Here is a 17,757-nt window from a genome sequence, read left to right as displayed (position 1 = left end):
GGAGACCAGAGACCCATGAGCCGATCCGCCCACCCCGCAGGGCCCCGCCACGCTGACGTGCTGCCCGAAGGCCACTACCACGCACCGCCCGCCGATCTCAACGCGCTCGATCCCAAGGTGTGGGCGCGTTCCGTCGCCCGTACCGACGCGGGGCCGGTCACAGTGGGCGGCCTGGACGTCAGAGAGCTGGCGGAGGAGTTCGGGACCCCCGCGTACTTCCTCGACGAGACCGACTTCCGGGCGCGCTGCCGCGCCTGGCACGACGCCTTCGGTGGCGAAGCGGATGTCTTCTACGCCGGGAAGGCGTTTCTCTCGCGTGCCATTGTGCGCTGGCTGCACGAGGAGGGGCTGAACCTCGACGTGTGCTCGCCCGGCGAGCTGGCCACCGCGCTCGCGGCGGGGATGCCGCCCGAGCGCATCGCGCTGCACGGCAACAACAAGAGCGCCGAGGAGCTCAAGCGCGCCATCGAGGTGGGCGTGGGGCGGATCGTTCTCGATTCGTTCCAGGAGATCGTCCGGGTGGCGCACATCGCGGAGCGGCTCGGTAAGCGGCAGCGCGTGCAGATCCGCGTGACGGTCGGCGTCGAGGCGCACACGCACGAGTTCATCGCGACGGCGCACGAGGACCAGAAGTTCGGGATCGCGCTGGCTGGCGGGCAGGCCGCCGAGGCGGTGCGGCGGGCCCTGAAGCTGGACGCGCTTGAGCTGGTCGGGATTCACTCGCACATCGGCTCGCAGATCTTCGACATGGCGGGCTTCGAGGTGTCGGCCCGGCGCGTCGTGCAGCTGCTCGCCGAGATCCGGGACGAGCACGGGGTGGAGCTGCCGGAGATCGACCTGGGTGGCGGTCTCGGCATCGCGTACACCTCCGAGGACGACCCGTGCGAGCCGCACGAGATCGCGGCCTCGCTCGCTCAGATCGTCACGCGTGAGTGCGCTTCTGCGGGGCTCGCTGTGCCGCGCATCTCGGTCGAGCCGGGGCGGGCCATCGTCGGGCCTACGGCGTTCACGCTGTACGAGGTCGGCACGGTCAAGGAGCTGGAAGGGCTGCGGACGTACGTGAGTGTCGATGGCGGCATGTCCGACAACATCCGTACGGCTCTCTACGACGCCGAGTACTCCGTCGCACTGGTTTCCCGGTCATCCGAGGCCGAGCCGATGCTGGTCCGGGTCGTCGGCAAGCACTGCGAGTCCGGCGACATCGTCGTACGGGACGCCTTCCTGCCCGCCGACCTCGCCCCCGGTGACCTGCTCGCGGTGCCCGCGACCGGCGCGTACTGCCGTTCGATGGCCAGCAACTACAACCACGCGCTGCGGCCGCCGGTCGTCGCGGTCAACGACGGGCACGCGCGGGTGATCGTCCGGCGGGAGACGGACGAGGATCTGCTGCGGCTCGACGTCGGCTGATGCCGCCCGTCCTGATGCCCGGCTGCGGGGTGGGGTCGGCCGGTGCGGGGGCGATCGTGGCTGGCCACGTCCCGCGCGCACTCAGCCCGACGTGAGTTTGATCGCCTTGGGTGTGGAGTGGGCCGGTGTGGTCCGGTGCCGGTCGAGGGGGATCGGCGGTGTGCTGACGCCGGGTTGTGGGGCCTGGATTCGGGGTGGGAGGGCGGGTGCGCGGTGTCCTGAGATTTCCGTGGACACCGTGTGTCGCCTGGCGAAATAGACATCTCGGATACTGGACGGGGGATAGAAACTGCCGTCCGGTGAGTGAGACTGGTGCACGACGTACATGCGGTAGATGCAGAGAAACGAGGTCGGATGATGCGTACGCGTCCGCTGAAGGTGGCGCTGCTGGGCTGTGGAGTGGTCGGCTCCGAGGTGGCGCGCATCATGACGACGCACGCGGACGACCTCACGGCGCGGATCGGGGCCCCGGTCGAGCTTGCCGGGATCGCCGTTCGCCGCCCGGGGCGGGTACGCGAGGGCGTGCCCGCCGAGCTGATCACCACCGACGCCACGGCGCTCGTCAAACGCGGCGACATCGACGTGGTCATCGAGGTCATCGGTGGTATCGAGCCGGCCCGTGCCCTGATCACCACCGCTTTTGAGCATGGCGCCAGCGTCGTCTCGGCGAACAAGGCGCTGCTCGCCGAGGACGGTGCCGCGCTGCACGCCGTCGCCGAGGAGCAGGGTGCCGACCTCTACTACGAGGCGGCCGTGGCCGGTGCCATCCCGCTCGTACGGCCGCTGCGCGAGTCGCTGGCGGGCGACAAGGTGAACCGGGTCCTCGGGATCGTCAACGGCACCACGAACTTCATCCTCGACAAGATGGACTCCAGCGGAGCCGGGTATTCCGAGGCGCTGGACGAGGCGACCGCGCTCGGTTACGCGGAGGCCGACCCGACCGCCGATGTCGAGGGGTTCGACGCGGCCGCGAAGGCCGCGATTCTGGCGGGGATCGCCTTCCACACCCGGGTGCGGCTGGACGACGTGCACCGTGAGGGCCTGACCGAGGTGACGTCGGCCGACATCGCTTCCGCAAAGCGCATGGGCTGCACCGTGAAGCTCCTCGCGATCTGTGAGCGGGCGGGCGACGGCCGGTCGGTGACCGCGAGGGTGCACCCGGCGATGATCCCGCTGACCCATCCCCTCGCCTCCGTGCGCGAGGCGTACAACGCGGTCTTCGTGGAAGCGGAGGCGGCGGGTCAGCTGATGTTCTACGGTCCGGGCGCGGGCGGGGCGCCGACCGCGTCGGCGGTCCTCGGTGATCTTGTGGCCGCCTGCCGTAATAAGCTGGCGGACACCAAGGGCCCAGGTGAGTCCGCGTACACGCGGCTGCCCGTCAGCCCCATGGGTGACGTGGTCACGCGCTACCACATCAGTCTCGACGTCGCCGACAAGCCGGGCGTCCTCGCGCAGGTCGCCACGGTCTTCGCCGAGCACGGCGTCTCCATCGACACCGTCCGCCAGCAGGGCAAGGACGGCGAGGCGTCGCTGGTCGTGGTCACGCACCGCGCGCTGGACGCGGCGCTCTCAGCGACAGTGGAGTCGCTGCGGCAGCTCGACACCGTGCGCGGTGTCGCGAGCATCATGCGGGTCGAAGGGGAGTAACGACAGTAATGTCCGCAAACATCAGCGCTCGACAGGGCACCCGTCAGTGGCGTGGTGTCATCGAGGAATACCGCGACCGGCTGCCGGTCAGCGACACCACTCCCGTCATCACGCTCCGCGAGGGCGGTACGCCGCTGGTGCCCGCGCAGGTGCTCTCCGAGCGCACGGGCTGTGAGGTACATCTCAAGGTCGAGGGCGCCAACCCCACCGGGTCCTTCAAGGACCGCGGCATGACGATGGCCATCAGCAAGGCCAAGGAGGCGGGCGCGAAGGCCGTCATCTGCGCCTCTACGGGCAACACCTCGGCGTCGGCCGCCGCATACGCGGTGCGTGCGGGCATGGTGTGCGCCGTTCTCGTGCCGCAGGGCAAGATCGCGCTGGGCAAGATGGGCCAGGCGCTGGTGCACGGAGCGAGCATCCTCCAGGTCGACGGGAACTTCGACGACTGCCTCACGCTGGCGCGCGGGTTGTCCGAGAAGTACCCGGTGGCGCTGGTCAATTCGGTCAATCCGGTGCGGATCGAGGGCCAGAAGACCGCTGCCTTCGAGGTCGTGGACATGCTCGGTGACGCCCCCGACATCCATGTGCTTCCGGTCGGCAACGCGGGCAACATCACCGCGTACTGGAAGGGCTATCAGGAGTACGCGGTTCCGGTCGCCGGCGGCGCTCCCGCCTCCCGTACGCCGCGCATGTGGGGCTTCCAGGCGTCCGGCTCCGCGCCCATCGTGCGCGGCGCGCCGGTGAAGGACCCGCACACCATCGCCACCGCCATCCGCATCGGCAACCCGGCCTCGTGGGAGCAGGCCGAGCGGGCCCGTGACCAGTCCGGTGGCTTTATCGACGAGGTGACCGACCGTCAGATCCTTGCCGCCTACCGGCTGCTCGCCTCCCAGGAAGGCGTCTTCGTCGAGCCCGCCTCGGCGGCGAGCGTCGCCGGGCTGCTCAAGGCGGTCGAGCAGGGCAAGGTCGACCCGGGGCAGCGCATCGTGTGCACGGTCACCGGCAACGGGCTCAAGGACCCGGACTGGGCGGTGGCGGGCGCGCCGCAGCCGGTCACGGTCCCGGTGGACGCGGATGTCGCGGCGGAACGGCTGGGGCTGGCGTAACAGCTGGTGCGCACGGGGGTGGGGTGGGTGACGCCGCCGGGAAACACTCGTGAATTCCCTTGGCTTTACGCCGCGCAGCCGCGATAAAGGGAGCACGGGGAAGGAGCCTGCGAACTGCACGAGCAGGCGGTAGTGGGCGTCGGGCAGGAGCGCGACACGCATCGTGCGCCTCCCGTGCGCCCTATGTCGCCACAGAACCTTCCTTCGATAGGCTGTACTGAATCCGCCCCGCCGCAGAACAGTCAGCTCTGCGCGGCGTTGCCGTCATCGGCCCTGCGGTGTTCCGTACTTCTTCGATAATCGCAGTCACGCAGTCACACCACCGCAGTCACGCAGTCGTCGTCACACAGTCGTCTCTTGCAGCCGCAGTCACACAAGGAGAGTCATCGAGCGATGGCCGGTCCAGCGTTCCGTGCCGCCGCCGTCCGGGTGCGCGTCCCCGCCACCAGCGCCAATCTCGGCCCCGGCTTTGACGCCCTTGGCCTGGCCCTGGGCCTGTATGACGACGTCGTCGTCCGGGTCGCCGATTCCGGACTGCACATCGACATCGCGGGGGAGGGCGCGGACACCGTGCCGCGCGATGAGAGCCATCTGCTCGTCCGGTCCCTGCGCACCACCTTCGACCTGCTCGGCGGCCAGCCACGCGGGCTTGAGCTGGTGTGCGCGAACCGCATTCCGCACGGCCGGGGGCTCGGGTCCTCCGCCGCCGCCATCTGCGCGGGAATCGTCGCCGCCAGGGCGGTGACGATAGGCGGCGCGGAGAAACTCGACGACGGCGCGCTCGTGGAGCTCGCCACCGAGATCGAGGGCCATCCCGACAATGTCGCCGCTTGCCTTCTCGGCGGTTTCACGCTGTCGTGGATGGATTCGGGCGCCGCGCGGGCGATCCGGATGAATCCCTCGGATTCCATCGTTCCGGTGGTCTTCGTGCCGTCGCGCGCGGTGGCGACGGAGACCGCGCGGGGGCTGCTGCCGCGCACCGTCCCGCACGTGGACGCGGCTGCCAACGCGGCCCGTGCCGCGCTGCTCGTAGAGGCGCTGACCAGGCGCCCCGAGCTGCTGCTCACGGCGACCGAGGACCGGCTCCACCAGGAGTACCGGGCTCCGGCGATGCCCGAGAGCGTGGCTCTGGTGGGCCGACTGCGCGCGGACGGCGTCCCCGCGGTCATCTCCGGCGCGGGCCCCACGGTGCTCGCGCTGGTCGAAAGCGGTGCGGCCGACAAGGTCGCACGACTGGCGGGTGAGGGGTGGGCGGCCAACCGGCTGGCTCTCGACGCCGGGGGCGCGAGCGTCTTGCCGCTCGCCTGAGAAGCCGGGGCCGGGGGAATAGCCCGGGTCCGGCGGATAAGCGATTGCCGGTCTCTGAGAGGGGGAATGTTTGTTGGACCGGGTAGTGTTAACCTCAAGTCTGCACCTGCGGCCTTTTGGCCTGATGCGAAGGCGCAGTGCTCACCGTCCCCATCCGGGACCACCCTTCTTCCGGGAGCCTCCCCAACTGCCTGAGCAGCCTGCCTGAGCAGTGTCGAGCACGCTCCGGAATCGGCGTGGCGGATCTGAGTGAGACATCTCTTCCGCGCGCCGGAACCAGCACCGATCTTTCCGCCTTACGGGCGGACCACCGCCCCGGTCAGGTCCTTGTGATTCGGACCAGCCGGACAGCACAACCGGTCGCCGAGCCAACAGGCCGACGCCCGCTCCAGGGAAGGACCCTTCGTGAGCGACACCACCGATCTGATGGGCGTGACCGCCGACAATCCCGTCGGCAATGCCTCCGCGCCCGCCACGGACGCTCCCGCCGCGCCTGCCACCGGTGCCACTGCCAGTGCCCCCAGGCGGCGCCGTTCCGGCACCGGCCTTGACGCCATGGTCCTGGCGGAGCTGCAGCAGCTCGCCTCCAGCCTCGGCATCAAGGGCACCGCACGGATGCGTAAGAGCCAGTTGATCGAGGTCATCAAGGAAAAGCAGGCGAGCTCCGGCACCGCCAAGACCGCCAAGGCGGCTGAGGCCGCCCCGGCGGCCGAGGCCCCGGCGAAGCCGAAGCGCCGCGCGACCTCCAAGGCACGTACGGGCGACAGCGCCGACAAGCAGGCTGAGAGCCCGGCCGAGAAGGCCCCGGCTCAGCAGCAGATCGACATCCCCGGCCAGCCCGCCAGCGACGAGCCGCCCGCCGGCGAGCGCCGTCGGCGCCGCGCGACAGCGCAGGCCGGCAGCCCGGAGGGCGCTGAGGCCCCCGCCGAGGCGCAGGCCGAGCCCCGAACGGAGGCGAAGACCGACGCCAAGGGCGAGGCCGCTGTCGGCACCGTCGAGGGCGGCGAGGGCAAGCCCGCCAAGGGCGAGCGCGGCCAGAAGGGCGATCGTCGGGAGCGTGGCAGCCAGCGCGACCGCGGCGACCGTGCGGAGCGCGGTGACCGCGGTGACCGTGCAGACCGCGGTGACCGTGCAGACCGCGGTGACCGTGCGGAGCGCGGAGACCGCAGCGAGCGCGGCGACCGTGGCGAGCGCAGCGACCGTCGTGGCAAGAACGACGACGGTGGCCAGGGCGGAGGCCGCCAGCAGCGCGACAACCGCGGTGGCGCCGGCCAGCGGCCCGAGGACGACGGTGACGACTTCGAGGGCGGCCGCCGCGGCCGCCGGGGCCGTTACCGGGACCGGCGCGGGCGCCGTGGCCGCGAGGACTTCGGCAACGAGCCGCAGGTCGCCGAGGACGACGTCCTGATCCCCGTCGCGGGCATTCTCGACATCCTCGACAACTACGCGTTCATCCGCACCTCCGGTTACCTTCCGGGCCCGAACGACGTCTACGTCTCCCTCGCCCAGGTCCGTAAGAACGGGCTGCGCAAGGGTGACCACGTCACCGGTGCCGTCCGGCAGCCGCGTGACGGTGAGCGGCGCGAGAAGTTCAACGCCCTGGTCCGGCTGGACTCGGTCAACGGCATGGCGCCGGAATCCGGGCGCGGGCGCTCGGAGTTCAACAAGCTGACGCCGCTCTACCCGCAGGACCGGCTGCGCCTTGAGACCGACCCGGGCATTCTGACCACGCGGATCATCGACCTCGTGTCGCCGATCGGCAAGGGCCAGCGCGGTCTGATCGTGGCTCCGCCGAAGACCGGCAAGACCATGATCATGCAGGCGATCGCGAACGCGATCACGCACAACAGCCCCGAGTGCCACCTGATGGTCGTCCTGGTCGACGAGCGTCCGGAAGAGGTCACCGACATGCAGCGGTCGGTCAAGGGCGAGGTCATCTCCTCGACCTTCGACCGCCCGGCCGAGGACCACACCACCGTCGCCGAGCTGGCCATCGAGCGCGCCAAGCGTCTCGTCGAGCTGGGTCACGACGTGGTCGTCCTGCTGGACTCCATCACCCGTCTGGGCCGTGCGTACAACCTGGCGGCTCCCGCGTCCGGGCGCATCCTGTCCGGTGGTGTCGACTCGACCGCGCTGTACCCGCCGAAGCGCTTCTTCGGTGCCGCGCGCAACATCGAGGACGGCGGCTCGCTGACCATCCTGGCCACCGCGCTGGTCGAGACCGGCTCGCGGATGGACGAGGTGATCTTCGAGGAGTTCAAGGGCACCGGCAACATGGAGCTCAAGCTCGACCGGAAGCTCGCCGACAAGCGGATCTTCCCGGCCGTGGACGTGGACCCCTCCAGCACGCGTAAGGAGGAGATCCTCCTGAACGCCGAAGAGCTGAGCATCGTCTGGAAGCTCCGCCGGGTGCTGCACGCGCTGGACTCGCAGCAGGCCATCGAGCTTCTGCTGGACAAGATGAAGCAGACCAAGTCCAACGCCGAGTTCCTGATGCAGATCGCCAAGACCACGCCCAGCTCGGGCAACGGTGGCGACTAACCGGCCGGCCGGCGGCGCGTGACAGCGCCGTAGAGCGACCAGGGGCCCCTTCCACGCCGAACCCGGCGGGGAAGGGGCCCCCGCGCGTTCTCGCCCGTCTCTCGCGCCCCTCGCGCCTTCCTGGCGGGCGTCGCGGTGACGGTCGCGGTGACGTATCCGGCATACGGGTCATGTACGTGGCGTACGGGTCACATACCCGGCGTACGGATCACGTTCCCGGCGTACGGGTCGATGGCGGGGCGCTCACGGGAAACCGGGCGGGCTTGTTGAGATCTGAAACACAACGAGTCGCTGTGCCAGTCGAGTCGGCTGAGGCCGCCGAGGTGGTCGAAAGTGCAGGTCGGGAGGGTTTGCCGCGTTTGCAGGGGGAGAAACCGGCCAGTTTCGGTTCCGAAGTCCGTGTGCGTTCCCTATGCAACCCTGACGGCCGAGCTGTCGTCTGACTAGTCACGACAGGCCGCGCCTGACCATGACGGCAGGGGGTAGCAGCACGATCGAGGACTGAGGAGCGCATGGCTGACGAGAGCAAGAGCGTCCCGGCGGCGACGCGCCGACGTGGCCGAAAGGGGACGGGGCGGCGCCGAAAGGCGCCCAGCAAGCGCCATCGCGCGCTGGTCATCACCGCGTGGATAGCCGCGGCCGTTGTGCTGCTCGGCGGAGGTGGCCTCGGCTACGTCTACTACAAGCTCAACGGCAATCTCACCGGCGTCGACATCAACGCGCAGCTCGGCACCGACCGCCCCGAGGACATCGACAACGGGTCGATGGACATCCTCGTCCTCGGCTCCGACTCCCGCGCCGGGAAGAACGGCAAATACGGCCGTGACGAGGGCGCCGCCCGCTCCGACACCGCGATGATCGTGCACGTCTACAAGGGCCGGAAGAAGGCCAGCGTCGTCAGCGTCCCCCGCGACACGCTCATCGAGCGGCCCGCGTGCACGAAGGACGACAAGCCGACTCCGGCGGCGAAGAGCGCCATGTTCAATACCGCGTACGAGGTCGGCGGCCCGGCCTGCGCGGTCAAGACGGTCGAGTCGATGACCGGAATCCGCATGGACCACTACCTTGAGGTCGACTTCTCCGGCTTCAAGAAGCTCATCGACGGGCTCGGCGGCGTGGACCTCACCACCACCGAGCCGATACATGACAAGGACAGCCACCTCGACCTGGAGCCGGGCGACCACACCCTGAACGGTGAGCAGTCCCTGGGCCTGGTGCGGACGCGGCACGGCGTCGGCGACGGCAGCGACCTGGGGCGCATCAAGCTCCAGCAGGCGTTCATCAAGGCCCTGCTCGACCAGATCAAGAGCGTGGGGGTCTTCAGCAGCCCGAAGAAGCTCTACGACCTGGCCGACACCTCCACGAAGGCGCTGACCACCGACTCCGACCTGGCCTCGGTGGACAAGCTGCTCGACTTCGCGCGCGGCCTGAAGGGCATCGAGTCCGACGACATGCGCATGGAGACGCTGCCGGTCCAGTACGACCCCAACGACCCCAACCGCGTCCTGCCCATGAAGAAGAAGGCCGACCAGATGTGGAAGGCGCTGCTCGCGGACAAGCCGATCCCCAAGTCGGCGACCAAGGGCTCCGCGGGTGACGAGACGGACGCCGGGGGCGTCGTCGGCTAGCGGTGGCCGTGTCCGGCGGATCGTGCGGGGGAGAGGCCGGCGGGAGCCCCTGGGTCTGCGTCGGGGAGCGCGGGTGCGAGTGCGTCGTGGCTGGTCGCGCGGTTTCCCGCACCCCTGGTGGGGCGCATCCCCGCGCTGTGGCGGGGTTGCTTCCTCCGGGCGTCCCGCTGGGGTGTGGCGCGTCCGGGCGGCGGGCCCCGGCCACGGCCCCACGGGGCCGTCGGACAGGTGCCCGGACGGCCGGCTACGGGGCCGGGAAATGGCAAGCCGCGGGGCCGGGGAATATCTGGGCCCGGCCCCCCGTTTTGGGAGATACGGCCAGTACTGGCAAACTGGTACGTCGGCCCCGGTTCACGTCAGGCAGTCATCCCTTCCCACCCGCCATCGGGCAGTGGAAGGGGCAGGACGACCCGGTGCCCTCCCGAACCGTAGGAGAACCCCTTGAAGCGCGACATCCACCCGAATTACGTCGAGACCCAGGTCAGCTGCACCTGTGGCGCGTCGTTCACCACCCGTAGCACCGTGGCCGACGGCAGCATCCGTGCCGACGTCTGCTCCGAGTGCCACCCGTTCTACACGGGCAAGCAGAAGATCCTCGACACCGGTGGCCGCGTGGCCCGCTTCGAGGCCCGCTTCGGCAAGAACGCCGGGTCCAAGAAGTAGCGACCCGCACGGCGCCGGTTCCCGGCCGCCCCATCTCCGGGGTGGCCGAGAACCGGCGCTCTGTCGTAGCGGCCATTCCCGGCTGCCCCGGCGCCGACAGCCGGCACCCAGCCCCCTTCGCGATCCAGCCCCTGCGTAGAAACGAGTCCCGATGTTCGAGGCGGTCGAGGAACTGATCGGCGAACACGCCGACCTCGAAAAGCGGCTCGCCGACCCCGCGGTCCACGCCGACCAGCGTGAGGCGATGCGGCTGAACAAGCGCTACGCGGAGCTGACCCCCATCATCGCCACCTACCGCGACTGGAAGCGGTGCGGCGACGACATCGGGGCGGCCCGTGAACTCGCCGCCGACGACCCGGACTTCGCCGACGAGGTCAAGGAGCAGGAGCAGCGCCGCGAGGAGCTCACCGAGAAGCTGCGGCTGCTGCTCGTGCCCCGCGACCCCAGCGACGACAAGGACGTCATCCTTGAGGTCAAGGCCGGTGAGGGCGGCGAGGAGTCCGCGCTGTTCGCTGGTGACCTGCTGCGGATGTATCTGCGCTACGCCGAGCGCGTCGGCTGGAAGACGGAGATCATCGAGGCCAACGAGTCCGACCTCGGCGGCTACAAGGACGTCCAGGTCGCCGTGAAGACCAAGGGCGGCGGCGGTGCGACCGAGCCGGGCCAGGGCGTCTGGGCCCGGATGAAGTACGAGGGCGGGGTGCACCGCGTGCAGCGGGTGCCCGCCACCGAGTCGCAGGGCCGCATCCACACCTCGGCGGCCGGTGTCCTGGTCACCCCGGAGGCCGAGGAGGTCGAGGTCGAGATCGGCCCCAATGACCTGCGTATCGACGTCTACCGCTCGTCGGGTCCCGGCGGGCAGTCCGTCAACACCACCGACTCCGCCGTACGGATCACCCACCTGCCCACCGGCATCGTGGTCTCCTGCCAGAACGAGAAGAGCCAGCTCCAGAACAAGGAGCAGGCGCTGCGTATCCTGCGCTCGCGGCTGCTGGCCGCGGCCCAGGAGGAGGCTGAGCGCGAGGCGTCCGACGCGCGCCGCAGCCAGGTCCGTACCGTGGACCGGTCCGAGCGCATCCGCACGTACAACTACCCGGAAAACCGGATCTCCGACCACCGTGTCGGCTTCAAGGCGTACAACTTGGACCAGGTGCTCGACGGTGAACTGGACGCGGTCATCCAGGCGTGCGTCGACGCCGACTCCGCGGCCAAGCTGGCCGCCGCCCAGTAGGAGGGCCCGTGCAGCAGTCTCCCGGGGGGCGACCCCCGAACCCCCGATCCGTGCTGCTCGCTGAGGTGGCACAGGCCACCCAGCGGCTGGCCGACGCGGGCGTGCCCTCGCCGCGCTTCGACGCGGAGGAACTCGCCGCGTTCGTGCACGGTGTGAAGCGGGGCGAGCTGCACGGCGTCCCCGACGTGGACTTCGACGCCCGTTACTGGGAGGCGGTCGCCCGCCGCGAGGCCCGCGAGCCGCTCCAGCACATCACGGGGCGCGCCTTCTTCCGCTACCTGGAACTCCAGGTGGGCCCCGGCGTCTTCGTGCCGCGGCCCGAGACCGAGTCCGTCGTCGGCTGGGCCATAGACGCGGTGCGCGCGATGGATGTCGTCGAGCCGCTGATCGTGGACCTGTGCACCGGCTCGGGGGCCATCGCCCTCGCGCTGGCCCAGGAGGTCCCGCGCTCGCGCGTCCACGCCGTGGAGCTGGACGAGGGCGCCCTGCTGTGGGCCCGCAAGAACATGGAAGGGTCTCGCGTCGTTCTCCACCACGGCGACGCGCTGACCGCGCTCCCCGAGCTCGACGGCCAGGTCGACCTGGTCATCAGCAACCCGCCGTACGTCCCGCTCACCGAATGGGAGTATGTCGCGCCGGAGGCCCGCGATCACGACCCGTCGCTCGCGTTGTTCTCCGGCGAGGACGGCCTGGACACGATCCGCGGCATCGAGCGCACCGCCCACCGGCTGCTGCGGCCCGGTGGCGTCGTCGTCATCGAGCACGCCGACACCCAGGGCGGCCAGGTCCCGTGGATCTTCACGGAGGAACGCGGCTGGGCGGACGCCGCCGACCACCCGGATCTGAACAACCGCCCCCGGTTCGCCACAGCGCGCAGGGCCATGCCATGACGACGGCCCGCCCGCACAGCGCGGCCGCGGCGTGGCGCACAGCAGCGCGGCAGACATTGGTCCGTTACGAGGAGGTCCGTTAGATGGCTCGGCGATACGACTGCGGTGACGCGACCGACCGCAAGACCGGCCTGCGTGAGGCCGCGTCCGCGATCCGTCGCGGTGAACTGGTCGTGCTGCCCACCGACACCGTGTACGGGATCGGTGCGGACGCCTTCAACGCGGAGGCGGTCGGCGATCTGCTGGACGCCAAAGGCCGTGGCCGCGGCATGCCCTCGCCCGTCCTCGTCGGCTCCCCGAACACCCTGCACGGCCTGGTCACCGACTTCTCCGAGCAGGCGTGGGAGCTGGTCGACGCGTTCTGGCCCGGCGCGCTCACCCTCGTCGCCAAGCACCAGCCGTCGCTGACCTGGGACCTGGGGGAGACCCGTGGCACCGTCGCCGTACGGATGCCGCTGCACCCGGTGGCGATCGAGCTGCTGACCGAGTTCGGCCCGATGGCCGTGACCAGCGCCAACCTCACGGGCCACCCGTCTCCGCAGGACTGCGACGCGGCCCAGGACATGCTCGGCGACTCCGTCTCCGTCTACCTCGACGCCGGGCCCACCCCGTCCGCCGTCGCCTCCTCCATCGTCGACGTCACCGGCAAGGTCCCGGTGCTGCTGCGCGCGGGCGCGCTCAGCGCGGACGAGCTGCGCGAGGTCGTACCCGATCTTGAGGTGGCCAATTGACGGCCCCCCAACGGCGTGGCATAGCGGACGGTGACGTCACGCGCCACGGCGCCGACCACGGCGCCGGGACCTTTCGCATCCTCCACGTCAGCACCGGTAACGTCTGCCGCTCGCCGATCACCGAGCGGCTGAACCGGCATGCCCTGGCGCACCGGCTCGGTGACCCCGGCATCGGCGGGCTCGTCGTGGAGAGCGCGGGCACCTGGGGCCATGAGGGCGCGCCCATGGAGGCGCACGCCGCCACGGTCCTCACCGACCTGGGCGCCGACCCGATGGGCTTCACCGGCAGGGAACTGCTCGACGAGCACGTCATCCGTGCCGACCTCGTCCTCACCGCGACCCGCGACCACCGCGCCCAGGTCATCTCCATGGGCCACTCGGCGGGGCTGCGTACTTTCACGCTGAAGGAGTTCACCCGGCTGGTGCGGGCCATAGACCCCGCGACCCTGCCCGACCCGGAGCAGGTGGGCGGCGTCGTCGAGCGCGCCCGCTCACTGGTCCGGGCGGCCGCCGCGCTGCGCGGCTGGCTGCTGGCGCCCAATGAGGAAGCCGACGAGGTGCACGACCCGTACGGCGCGCCGATCACCTTCTTCCGCAGCATCGGCGACGAGATCAACCAGGCGCTCGACCCGGTGGTCACGGCGCTGACGGGGGTCCCGACCCGGGCATGAGCCCGGCCAGGCCCGTGGCGGGCCCGCAGGGGACTCGCAGAGGTGCTCGTCCGCCGGGCGACGTGCCCGGGCGCCCTGACCGTCCCGATCGGCGCTCCAGCGGCCCGTCCGGCGTCCCAGCGACCTCCGGGCGCCCCAGCGGCGCCGTACACCGGGCGCTGCGGGCCCGCCGGTCCTACATTGGGCATACGCCCCCGAGCGGTCTCCCGTCTCCTCTAGGCCCGGAGTCAGCGCCATGTCGGTCATCGCCACACCACAGCCCCACACGCACTGGGGTACGGACTTCGACGCGCTGCGCCGAGCCGACCCCGAACTCGCCGGAATCCTGCTCGGTGAACTGGAGCGCCAGTCAGGCGGCCTCCAGCTGATCGCCGCCGAGAACTTCACCTCCCGCGCCGTCCTCGCCGCGCTCGGCTCCCCGCTCGCCAACAAGTACGCCGAGGGCTACCCGGGCGCCCGCTACCACGGCGGCTGCGAACTGGTCGACCTCGCCGAGCGCGTCGCCATCGACCGTGCCAAGGCCCTGTTCGGCGCCGAGCACGCCAACGTCCAGCCGCACTCCGGCTCCTCCGCCGTCCTCGCCGCGTACGCCGCGCTGCTGCGCCCCGGCGACACGGTGCTGGCGATGGCCCTGCCGCACGGCGGGCACCTCACCCATGGCTCCCCGGCGAACTTCTCCGGCCGCTGGTTCGACTTCGTGGGCTACGGCATCGACCGCGTCACCGGCCTCATCGACTACGAGCAGGTCCGCGCGCTGGCGCTGGCGCACCGCCCGAAAGCCATCGTGTGCGGCTCCATCTCCTACCCCCGCCATCCGGACTACGCGGCGTTCCGGGAGATCGCCGATGAGACGGGTGCCTACCTCATCGCCGACGCGGCTCACCCGATCGGGCTGATCGCCGGGGGAGCGGCGCCCAGTCCCGTGCCGTACGCGGATGTGGTGTGCGCCACCACGCACAAGGTGCTGCGCGGCCCGCGCGGTGGCTTGATCTTGTGCGGCGCGGGTCTCGCCGAGCGCATCGACAGGGCGGTGTTCCCCTTCAGCCAGGGCGGCGCGCAGATGCACACGGTGGCGGCGAAGGCCGTCGCGTTCGCCGAGGCGGCGACGCCCGCCTTCACCGCCTACGCCCATCAGGTGGTGGCCAACGCGCGCGTGCTCGCCGACGCGCTGACAGCGGAGGGGCTCGACATCACCACCGGAGGCACCGACACCCACCTGATCAGCGCCGATGTCACCGGCCTCGGCCTCGACGGGCGCTCGGCGCGGGGCCGCCTGGCGGCCGCGGGGATCGTCGTGGACACCTGCGCCCTGCCCCTGTCCAGTCAGCCCGCCGGGTACCTCAAGGGCATCCGCCTCGGTACCGCGGCGCTGACCACCCAGGGCATGGGGGAGGCGGAGATGAGGCGGGTCGGGGCGCTGATCGGTACGGGGCTGCGGGAGGACGGCGTGGCCCGTGCCGAGGTCGCCGAACTGGCCGGGAACTTTCCCCCCTACCCGGTGTGAGGACCGTTCAGGGCGGCGATCGGGGCCGGTGGGAACCGTAAGGAGGACGGGGACGTCTTCAGGAGAGTTCACAGATCCAGGGCGGACGCGCATAAGGTGTGGGGCTGTGATGGCCAGCGAAACCTCTGGGGCAGCCCGTGCGTGAATACCTGCTGACGCTGTGCGTCACGGCCGCGGTCACTTATCTGCTGACCGGGCCGGTGCGGAAGTTCGCGATCGCGGCAGGTGCCATGCCGGAGATCCGGGCCCGCGACGTGCACCGCGAGCCGACGCCGAGGCTCGGCGGGATCGCGATGTTCGGCGGGCTCTGCGCGGGACTGCTGGTCGCCGCTCACCTCACCAATCTCAAGGACGTCTTCGAGGTGTCCAACGAGCCGCGCGCGCTCCTCTCCGGCGCGGGACTGATCTGGCTGCTCGGCGTGCTGGACGACAAGTGGGGCGTGGACGCGCTGATCAAGCTGGGCGGCCAGATGATCGCCGCCGGTGTGATGGTGCTTCAAGGGCTCACGATCCTGTGGATTCCGGTGCCCGGTGTCGGCACCGTCTCGCTCACTCCCATGCAGGGCACGCTGCTGACGGTGGCCCTGGTCGTCATCACCATCAACGCCGTCAACTTCGTTGACGGGCTGGACGGTTTGGCCTCCGGCATGGTGTGCATCGCCGCCACCGCGTTCTTCATGTACGCGTACCGGATGTGGTTCGGATACGGGGTGGAGGCGGCGGCCCCGGCGACGCTGTTCGCCGTGATCCTGATGGGCATGTGCCTGGGCTTCCTGCCGCACAACATGCACCCGGCGCGGATCTTCATGGGCGACTCGGGGTCGATGCTCATCGGCCTGGTGATGGCGGCGGGCGCGATCTCGATCACCGGCCAGGTCGACCCCGACCTGCTCGCCAACTTCGCCGGTTCCGAGCGGGCCGCCGTGCACGCGACGGTCCCGGTCTACATCCCGCTGCTGCTGCCGCTGACCGTCATCGCGGTGCCGGTCGCCGACCTGGTGCTGGCGATCGTGCGGCGCACCTGGAACGGCCAGTCGCCGTTCGCCGCCGACCGGGGCCATCTCCACCACCGGCTGCTGGAGATCGGCCACTCGCACAGCCGGGCCGTTCTGATCATGTACTTCTGGTCCGGTCTGATCGCCTTCGGCGCCGTGGCGTACTCGGTGAACTCCGCCAGCGTCTGGATCGTGCTCGCGATCGTCGCGCTGAGCGCGGTCGGCCTGGTCCTGCTCCTGCTGCCGCGCTTCACCCCGCACGCGCCGAGCTGGGCGGAGAGCCTGGTCCCGCCGCGCTACCGCAGGGACCGGCGCCGGGGCGCACACGCCCTGGGCACCACGTCGCTGGACACACCGGAGGCCCAGGAACTGGCGGAGGCGGCCGAGAGCGGTATCGAGGGCGCCGAGCGGCAGCCGGTGCCCGCCGGCATCCAGGGGGCCACGGCCATCGGCGACCGTTCCCGGCTGCCGAGCCACCGGAAGATCTCCACACACCGCTGACGTCCGTTCGGGCGGTACGAACGGGCGTGATTCCGGGCAGACGCTCCTATATCAGTCGAGTGGCCGGTGGGGTAGCTATACCGGAGGCGTGTAACTCTTCCGTGTGACGGGCGGCACACTTTGTAGGTAAAGACCTCATCAAATAGTTTGTGATACCGTTCACTAAACCCGGTGCACAGAACCCAAAGGCCCCGCAGTGCGGGTCCCTTGGTCTCAGATCATCCTTCGCCCGGGTCTACGCTCGTCCATGACGACACCCCGCCCCCTCGCCTGACGGAGCTGCCGCCATGCCCTCGAATGACGCCCGCATCCTTCTCCATACCGCTGGACCCACCGCTGCCGCAGGCGTGCTCGCCATCGCGGCGAGCACGGCGTTCGCGGGTGGCAAAGGAGCGATCGGCGCCGCGTTCGGCACGGTACTGGTGATTCTCTTCATGGGTATCGGCCTCGGCGTCCTTCAGTGGACCGCCAAGTCGCTCCCGCAGCTTTTCCAGGCCATGGGGCTCATGCTCTATGTCGCTCAGCTTCTGCTGCTGGTGATCTTCGTCGGGGTGTTCAAGGACACGACGCTCTTCCATCCGAAAGCGTTCGCTGCCACCTTGATCGCCACGACCGTCGTATGGATCGCCGCGCAGGCACGCGCGCACATGAAAGCCAAGATCTTCTACGTCGACCCCGCAGCTCCCGAGGGCTCGAAGGCTGAGACCGCCGGGTCCGCGACGTGACACGTAGGGGCGGGATAAATGTGCGCGTGAGCGCCTGCTATCGTCCGGTGCCAACTGCGGCACAGCTGGCGCAGGCGGCTGAACTCCCGCATTCGACGGGACGGAACCGGCAGCCATTGCGGCTGATGCCAGTGACCCGCCGCCTCGGCCTCGTGCCGACCAGCCGCCCCCTAATCCGCAAGACCAGTCCAGTGCCGTTCCGCGGCCGT

The 17,757-nt window shown here is 70.3% G+C and carries 14 protein-coding genes; all 14 read left to right on the top strand.

The window, feature by feature from the left end; genetic code table 11:
• The first annotated feature begins 15 nt into the window (after positions 1-15).
• The 14 genes from lysA (at position 16) to AC5P1B_RS23205 (ending at position 17,548) form a co-directional block, all read left to right on the top strand.
• A complete protein-coding gene (lysA, locus tag AC5P1B_RS23270) occupies positions 16-1,407 on the top strand; it encodes a diaminopimelate decarboxylase (RefSeq protein WP_493889387.1) in 1,392 nt (463 codons plus the stop codon).
• Between the two features lie 354 nt (positions 1,408-1,761).
• Positions 1,762-3,054 (top strand): homoserine dehydrogenase, encoded by a 1,293-nt coding sequence (locus AC5P1B_RS23265; protein WP_493889385.1) that lies wholly within the window; start codon positions 1,762-1,764, stop codon positions 3,052-3,054.
• An 8-nt stretch (positions 3,055-3,062) separates the two neighbouring features.
• Positions 3,063-4,160 carry a threonine synthase gene (thrC, locus tag AC5P1B_RS23260; protein ID WP_493889383.1) on the top strand — a complete coding sequence of 366 codons (1,098 nt, stop codon included), beginning with the start codon at positions 3,063-3,065 and terminating at the stop codon, positions 4,158-4,160.
• Between the two features lie 393 nt (positions 4,161-4,553).
• Positions 4,554-5,468: a homoserine kinase gene (gene thrB / locus AC5P1B_RS23255; RefSeq protein ID WP_493889381.1), complete on the top strand. Its 915-nt coding sequence runs from the start codon at positions 4,554-4,556 to the stop codon at positions 5,466-5,468.
• A 405-nt stretch (positions 5,469-5,873) separates the two neighbouring features.
• On the top strand, positions 5,874-8,009 hold the full coding sequence (rho, locus tag AC5P1B_RS23250) for a transcription termination factor Rho (RefSeq protein WP_493889379.1): 2,136 nt from the start codon (positions 5,874-5,876) through the stop codon (positions 8,007-8,009).
• Between the two features lie 512 nt (positions 8,010-8,521).
• On the top strand, positions 8,522-9,637 hold the full coding sequence (locus tag AC5P1B_RS23245; RefSeq protein WP_493889377.1) for an LCP family protein: 1,116 nt from the start codon (positions 8,522-8,524) through the stop codon (positions 9,635-9,637).
• A 441-nt stretch (positions 9,638-10,078) separates the two neighbouring features.
• Positions 10,079-10,300, top strand: coding sequence for a 50S ribosomal protein L31 (gene rpmE, locus AC5P1B_RS23240; protein WP_493889376.1), 222 nt, complete (start codon positions 10,079-10,081; stop codon positions 10,298-10,300).
• A gap of 151 nt (positions 10,301-10,451) precedes the next feature.
• Entirely contained in the window at positions 10,452-11,531 is a 1,080-nt protein-coding gene (gene prfA, locus AC5P1B_RS23235; protein WP_493889375.1) for a peptide chain release factor 1, read from the top strand.
• 8 nt (positions 11,532-11,539) lie between these two features.
• Positions 11,540-12,421, top strand: a complete 882-nt coding sequence (gene prmC / locus AC5P1B_RS23230) for a peptide chain release factor N(5)-glutamine methyltransferase (RefSeq protein ID WP_493889373.1) — start codon at positions 11,540-11,542, stop codon at positions 12,419-12,421.
• 83 nt (positions 12,422-12,504) lie between these two features.
• Positions 12,505-13,152: an L-threonylcarbamoyladenylate synthase gene (locus AC5P1B_RS23225; RefSeq protein WP_493889372.1), complete on the top strand. Its 648-nt coding sequence runs from the start codon at positions 12,505-12,507 to the stop codon at positions 13,150-13,152.
• Entirely contained in the window at positions 13,149-13,823 is a 675-nt protein-coding gene (locus AC5P1B_RS23220) for an arsenate reductase/protein-tyrosine-phosphatase family protein (RefSeq protein WP_493889371.1), read from the top strand. The genes AC5P1B_RS23225 and AC5P1B_RS23220 overlap by 4 nt, the downstream gene beginning before the upstream one ends.
• Positions 13,824-14,058: 235 nt before the next feature.
• A complete protein-coding gene (gene glyA, locus AC5P1B_RS23215; RefSeq protein ID WP_493889370.1) occupies positions 14,059-15,327 on the top strand; it encodes a serine hydroxymethyltransferase in 1,269 nt (422 codons plus the stop codon).
• 137 nt (positions 15,328-15,464) lie between these two features.
• Positions 15,465-16,823: an MraY family glycosyltransferase gene (locus AC5P1B_RS23210; RefSeq protein WP_493889368.1), complete on the top strand. Its 1,359-nt coding sequence runs from the start codon at positions 15,465-15,467 to the stop codon at positions 16,821-16,823.
• 287 nt (positions 16,824-17,110) lie between these two features.
• Positions 17,111-17,548: a Cg1360 family ATP-synthase-associated protein gene (locus tag AC5P1B_RS23205; RefSeq protein WP_493889367.1), complete on the top strand. Its 438-nt coding sequence runs from the start codon at positions 17,111-17,113 to the stop codon at positions 17,546-17,548.
• Positions 17,549-17,757: the final 209 nt, after the last annotated feature.

The sequence above is a fragment of the Streptomyces sp. A01 genome (assembly GCF_059026195.1).
This window is presented reverse-complemented; position numbering and strand designations above follow the sequence as displayed.

Excerpts from the sequence above, each read along its gene's own strand:
- lysA (WP_493889387.1), top strand. The coding sequence starts at position 16 with ATGAGCCGATCCGCCCACCCCGCAGGGCCCCGCCACGCTGACGTGCTG.
- AC5P1B_RS23265 (WP_493889385.1), top strand. The coding sequence starts at position 1,762 with ATGATGCGTACGCGTCCGCTGAAGGTGGCGCTGCTGGGCTGTGGAGTG.
- thrC (WP_493889383.1), top strand. The coding sequence starts at position 3,063 with ATGTCCGCAAACATCAGCGCTCGACAGGGCACCCGTCAGTGGCGTGGT.
- thrB (WP_493889381.1), top strand. The coding sequence starts at position 4,554 with ATGGCCGGTCCAGCGTTCCGTGCCGCCGCCGTCCGGGTGCGCGTCCCC.
- AC5P1B_RS23245 (WP_493889377.1), top strand. The coding sequence starts at position 8,522 with ATGGCTGACGAGAGCAAGAGCGTCCCGGCGGCGACGCGCCGACGTGGC.
- prfA (WP_493889375.1), top strand. The coding sequence starts at position 10,452 with ATGTTCGAGGCGGTCGAGGAACTGATCGGCGAACACGCCGACCTCGAA.
- AC5P1B_RS23225 (WP_493889372.1), top strand. The coding sequence starts at position 12,505 with ATGGCTCGGCGATACGACTGCGGTGACGCGACCGACCGCAAGACCGGC.
- glyA (WP_493889370.1), top strand. The coding sequence starts at position 14,059 with ATGTCGGTCATCGCCACACCACAGCCCCACACGCACTGGGGTACGGAC.
- AC5P1B_RS23205 (WP_493889367.1), top strand. The coding sequence starts at position 17,111 with ATGCCCTCGAATGACGCCCGCATCCTTCTCCATACCGCTGGACCCACC.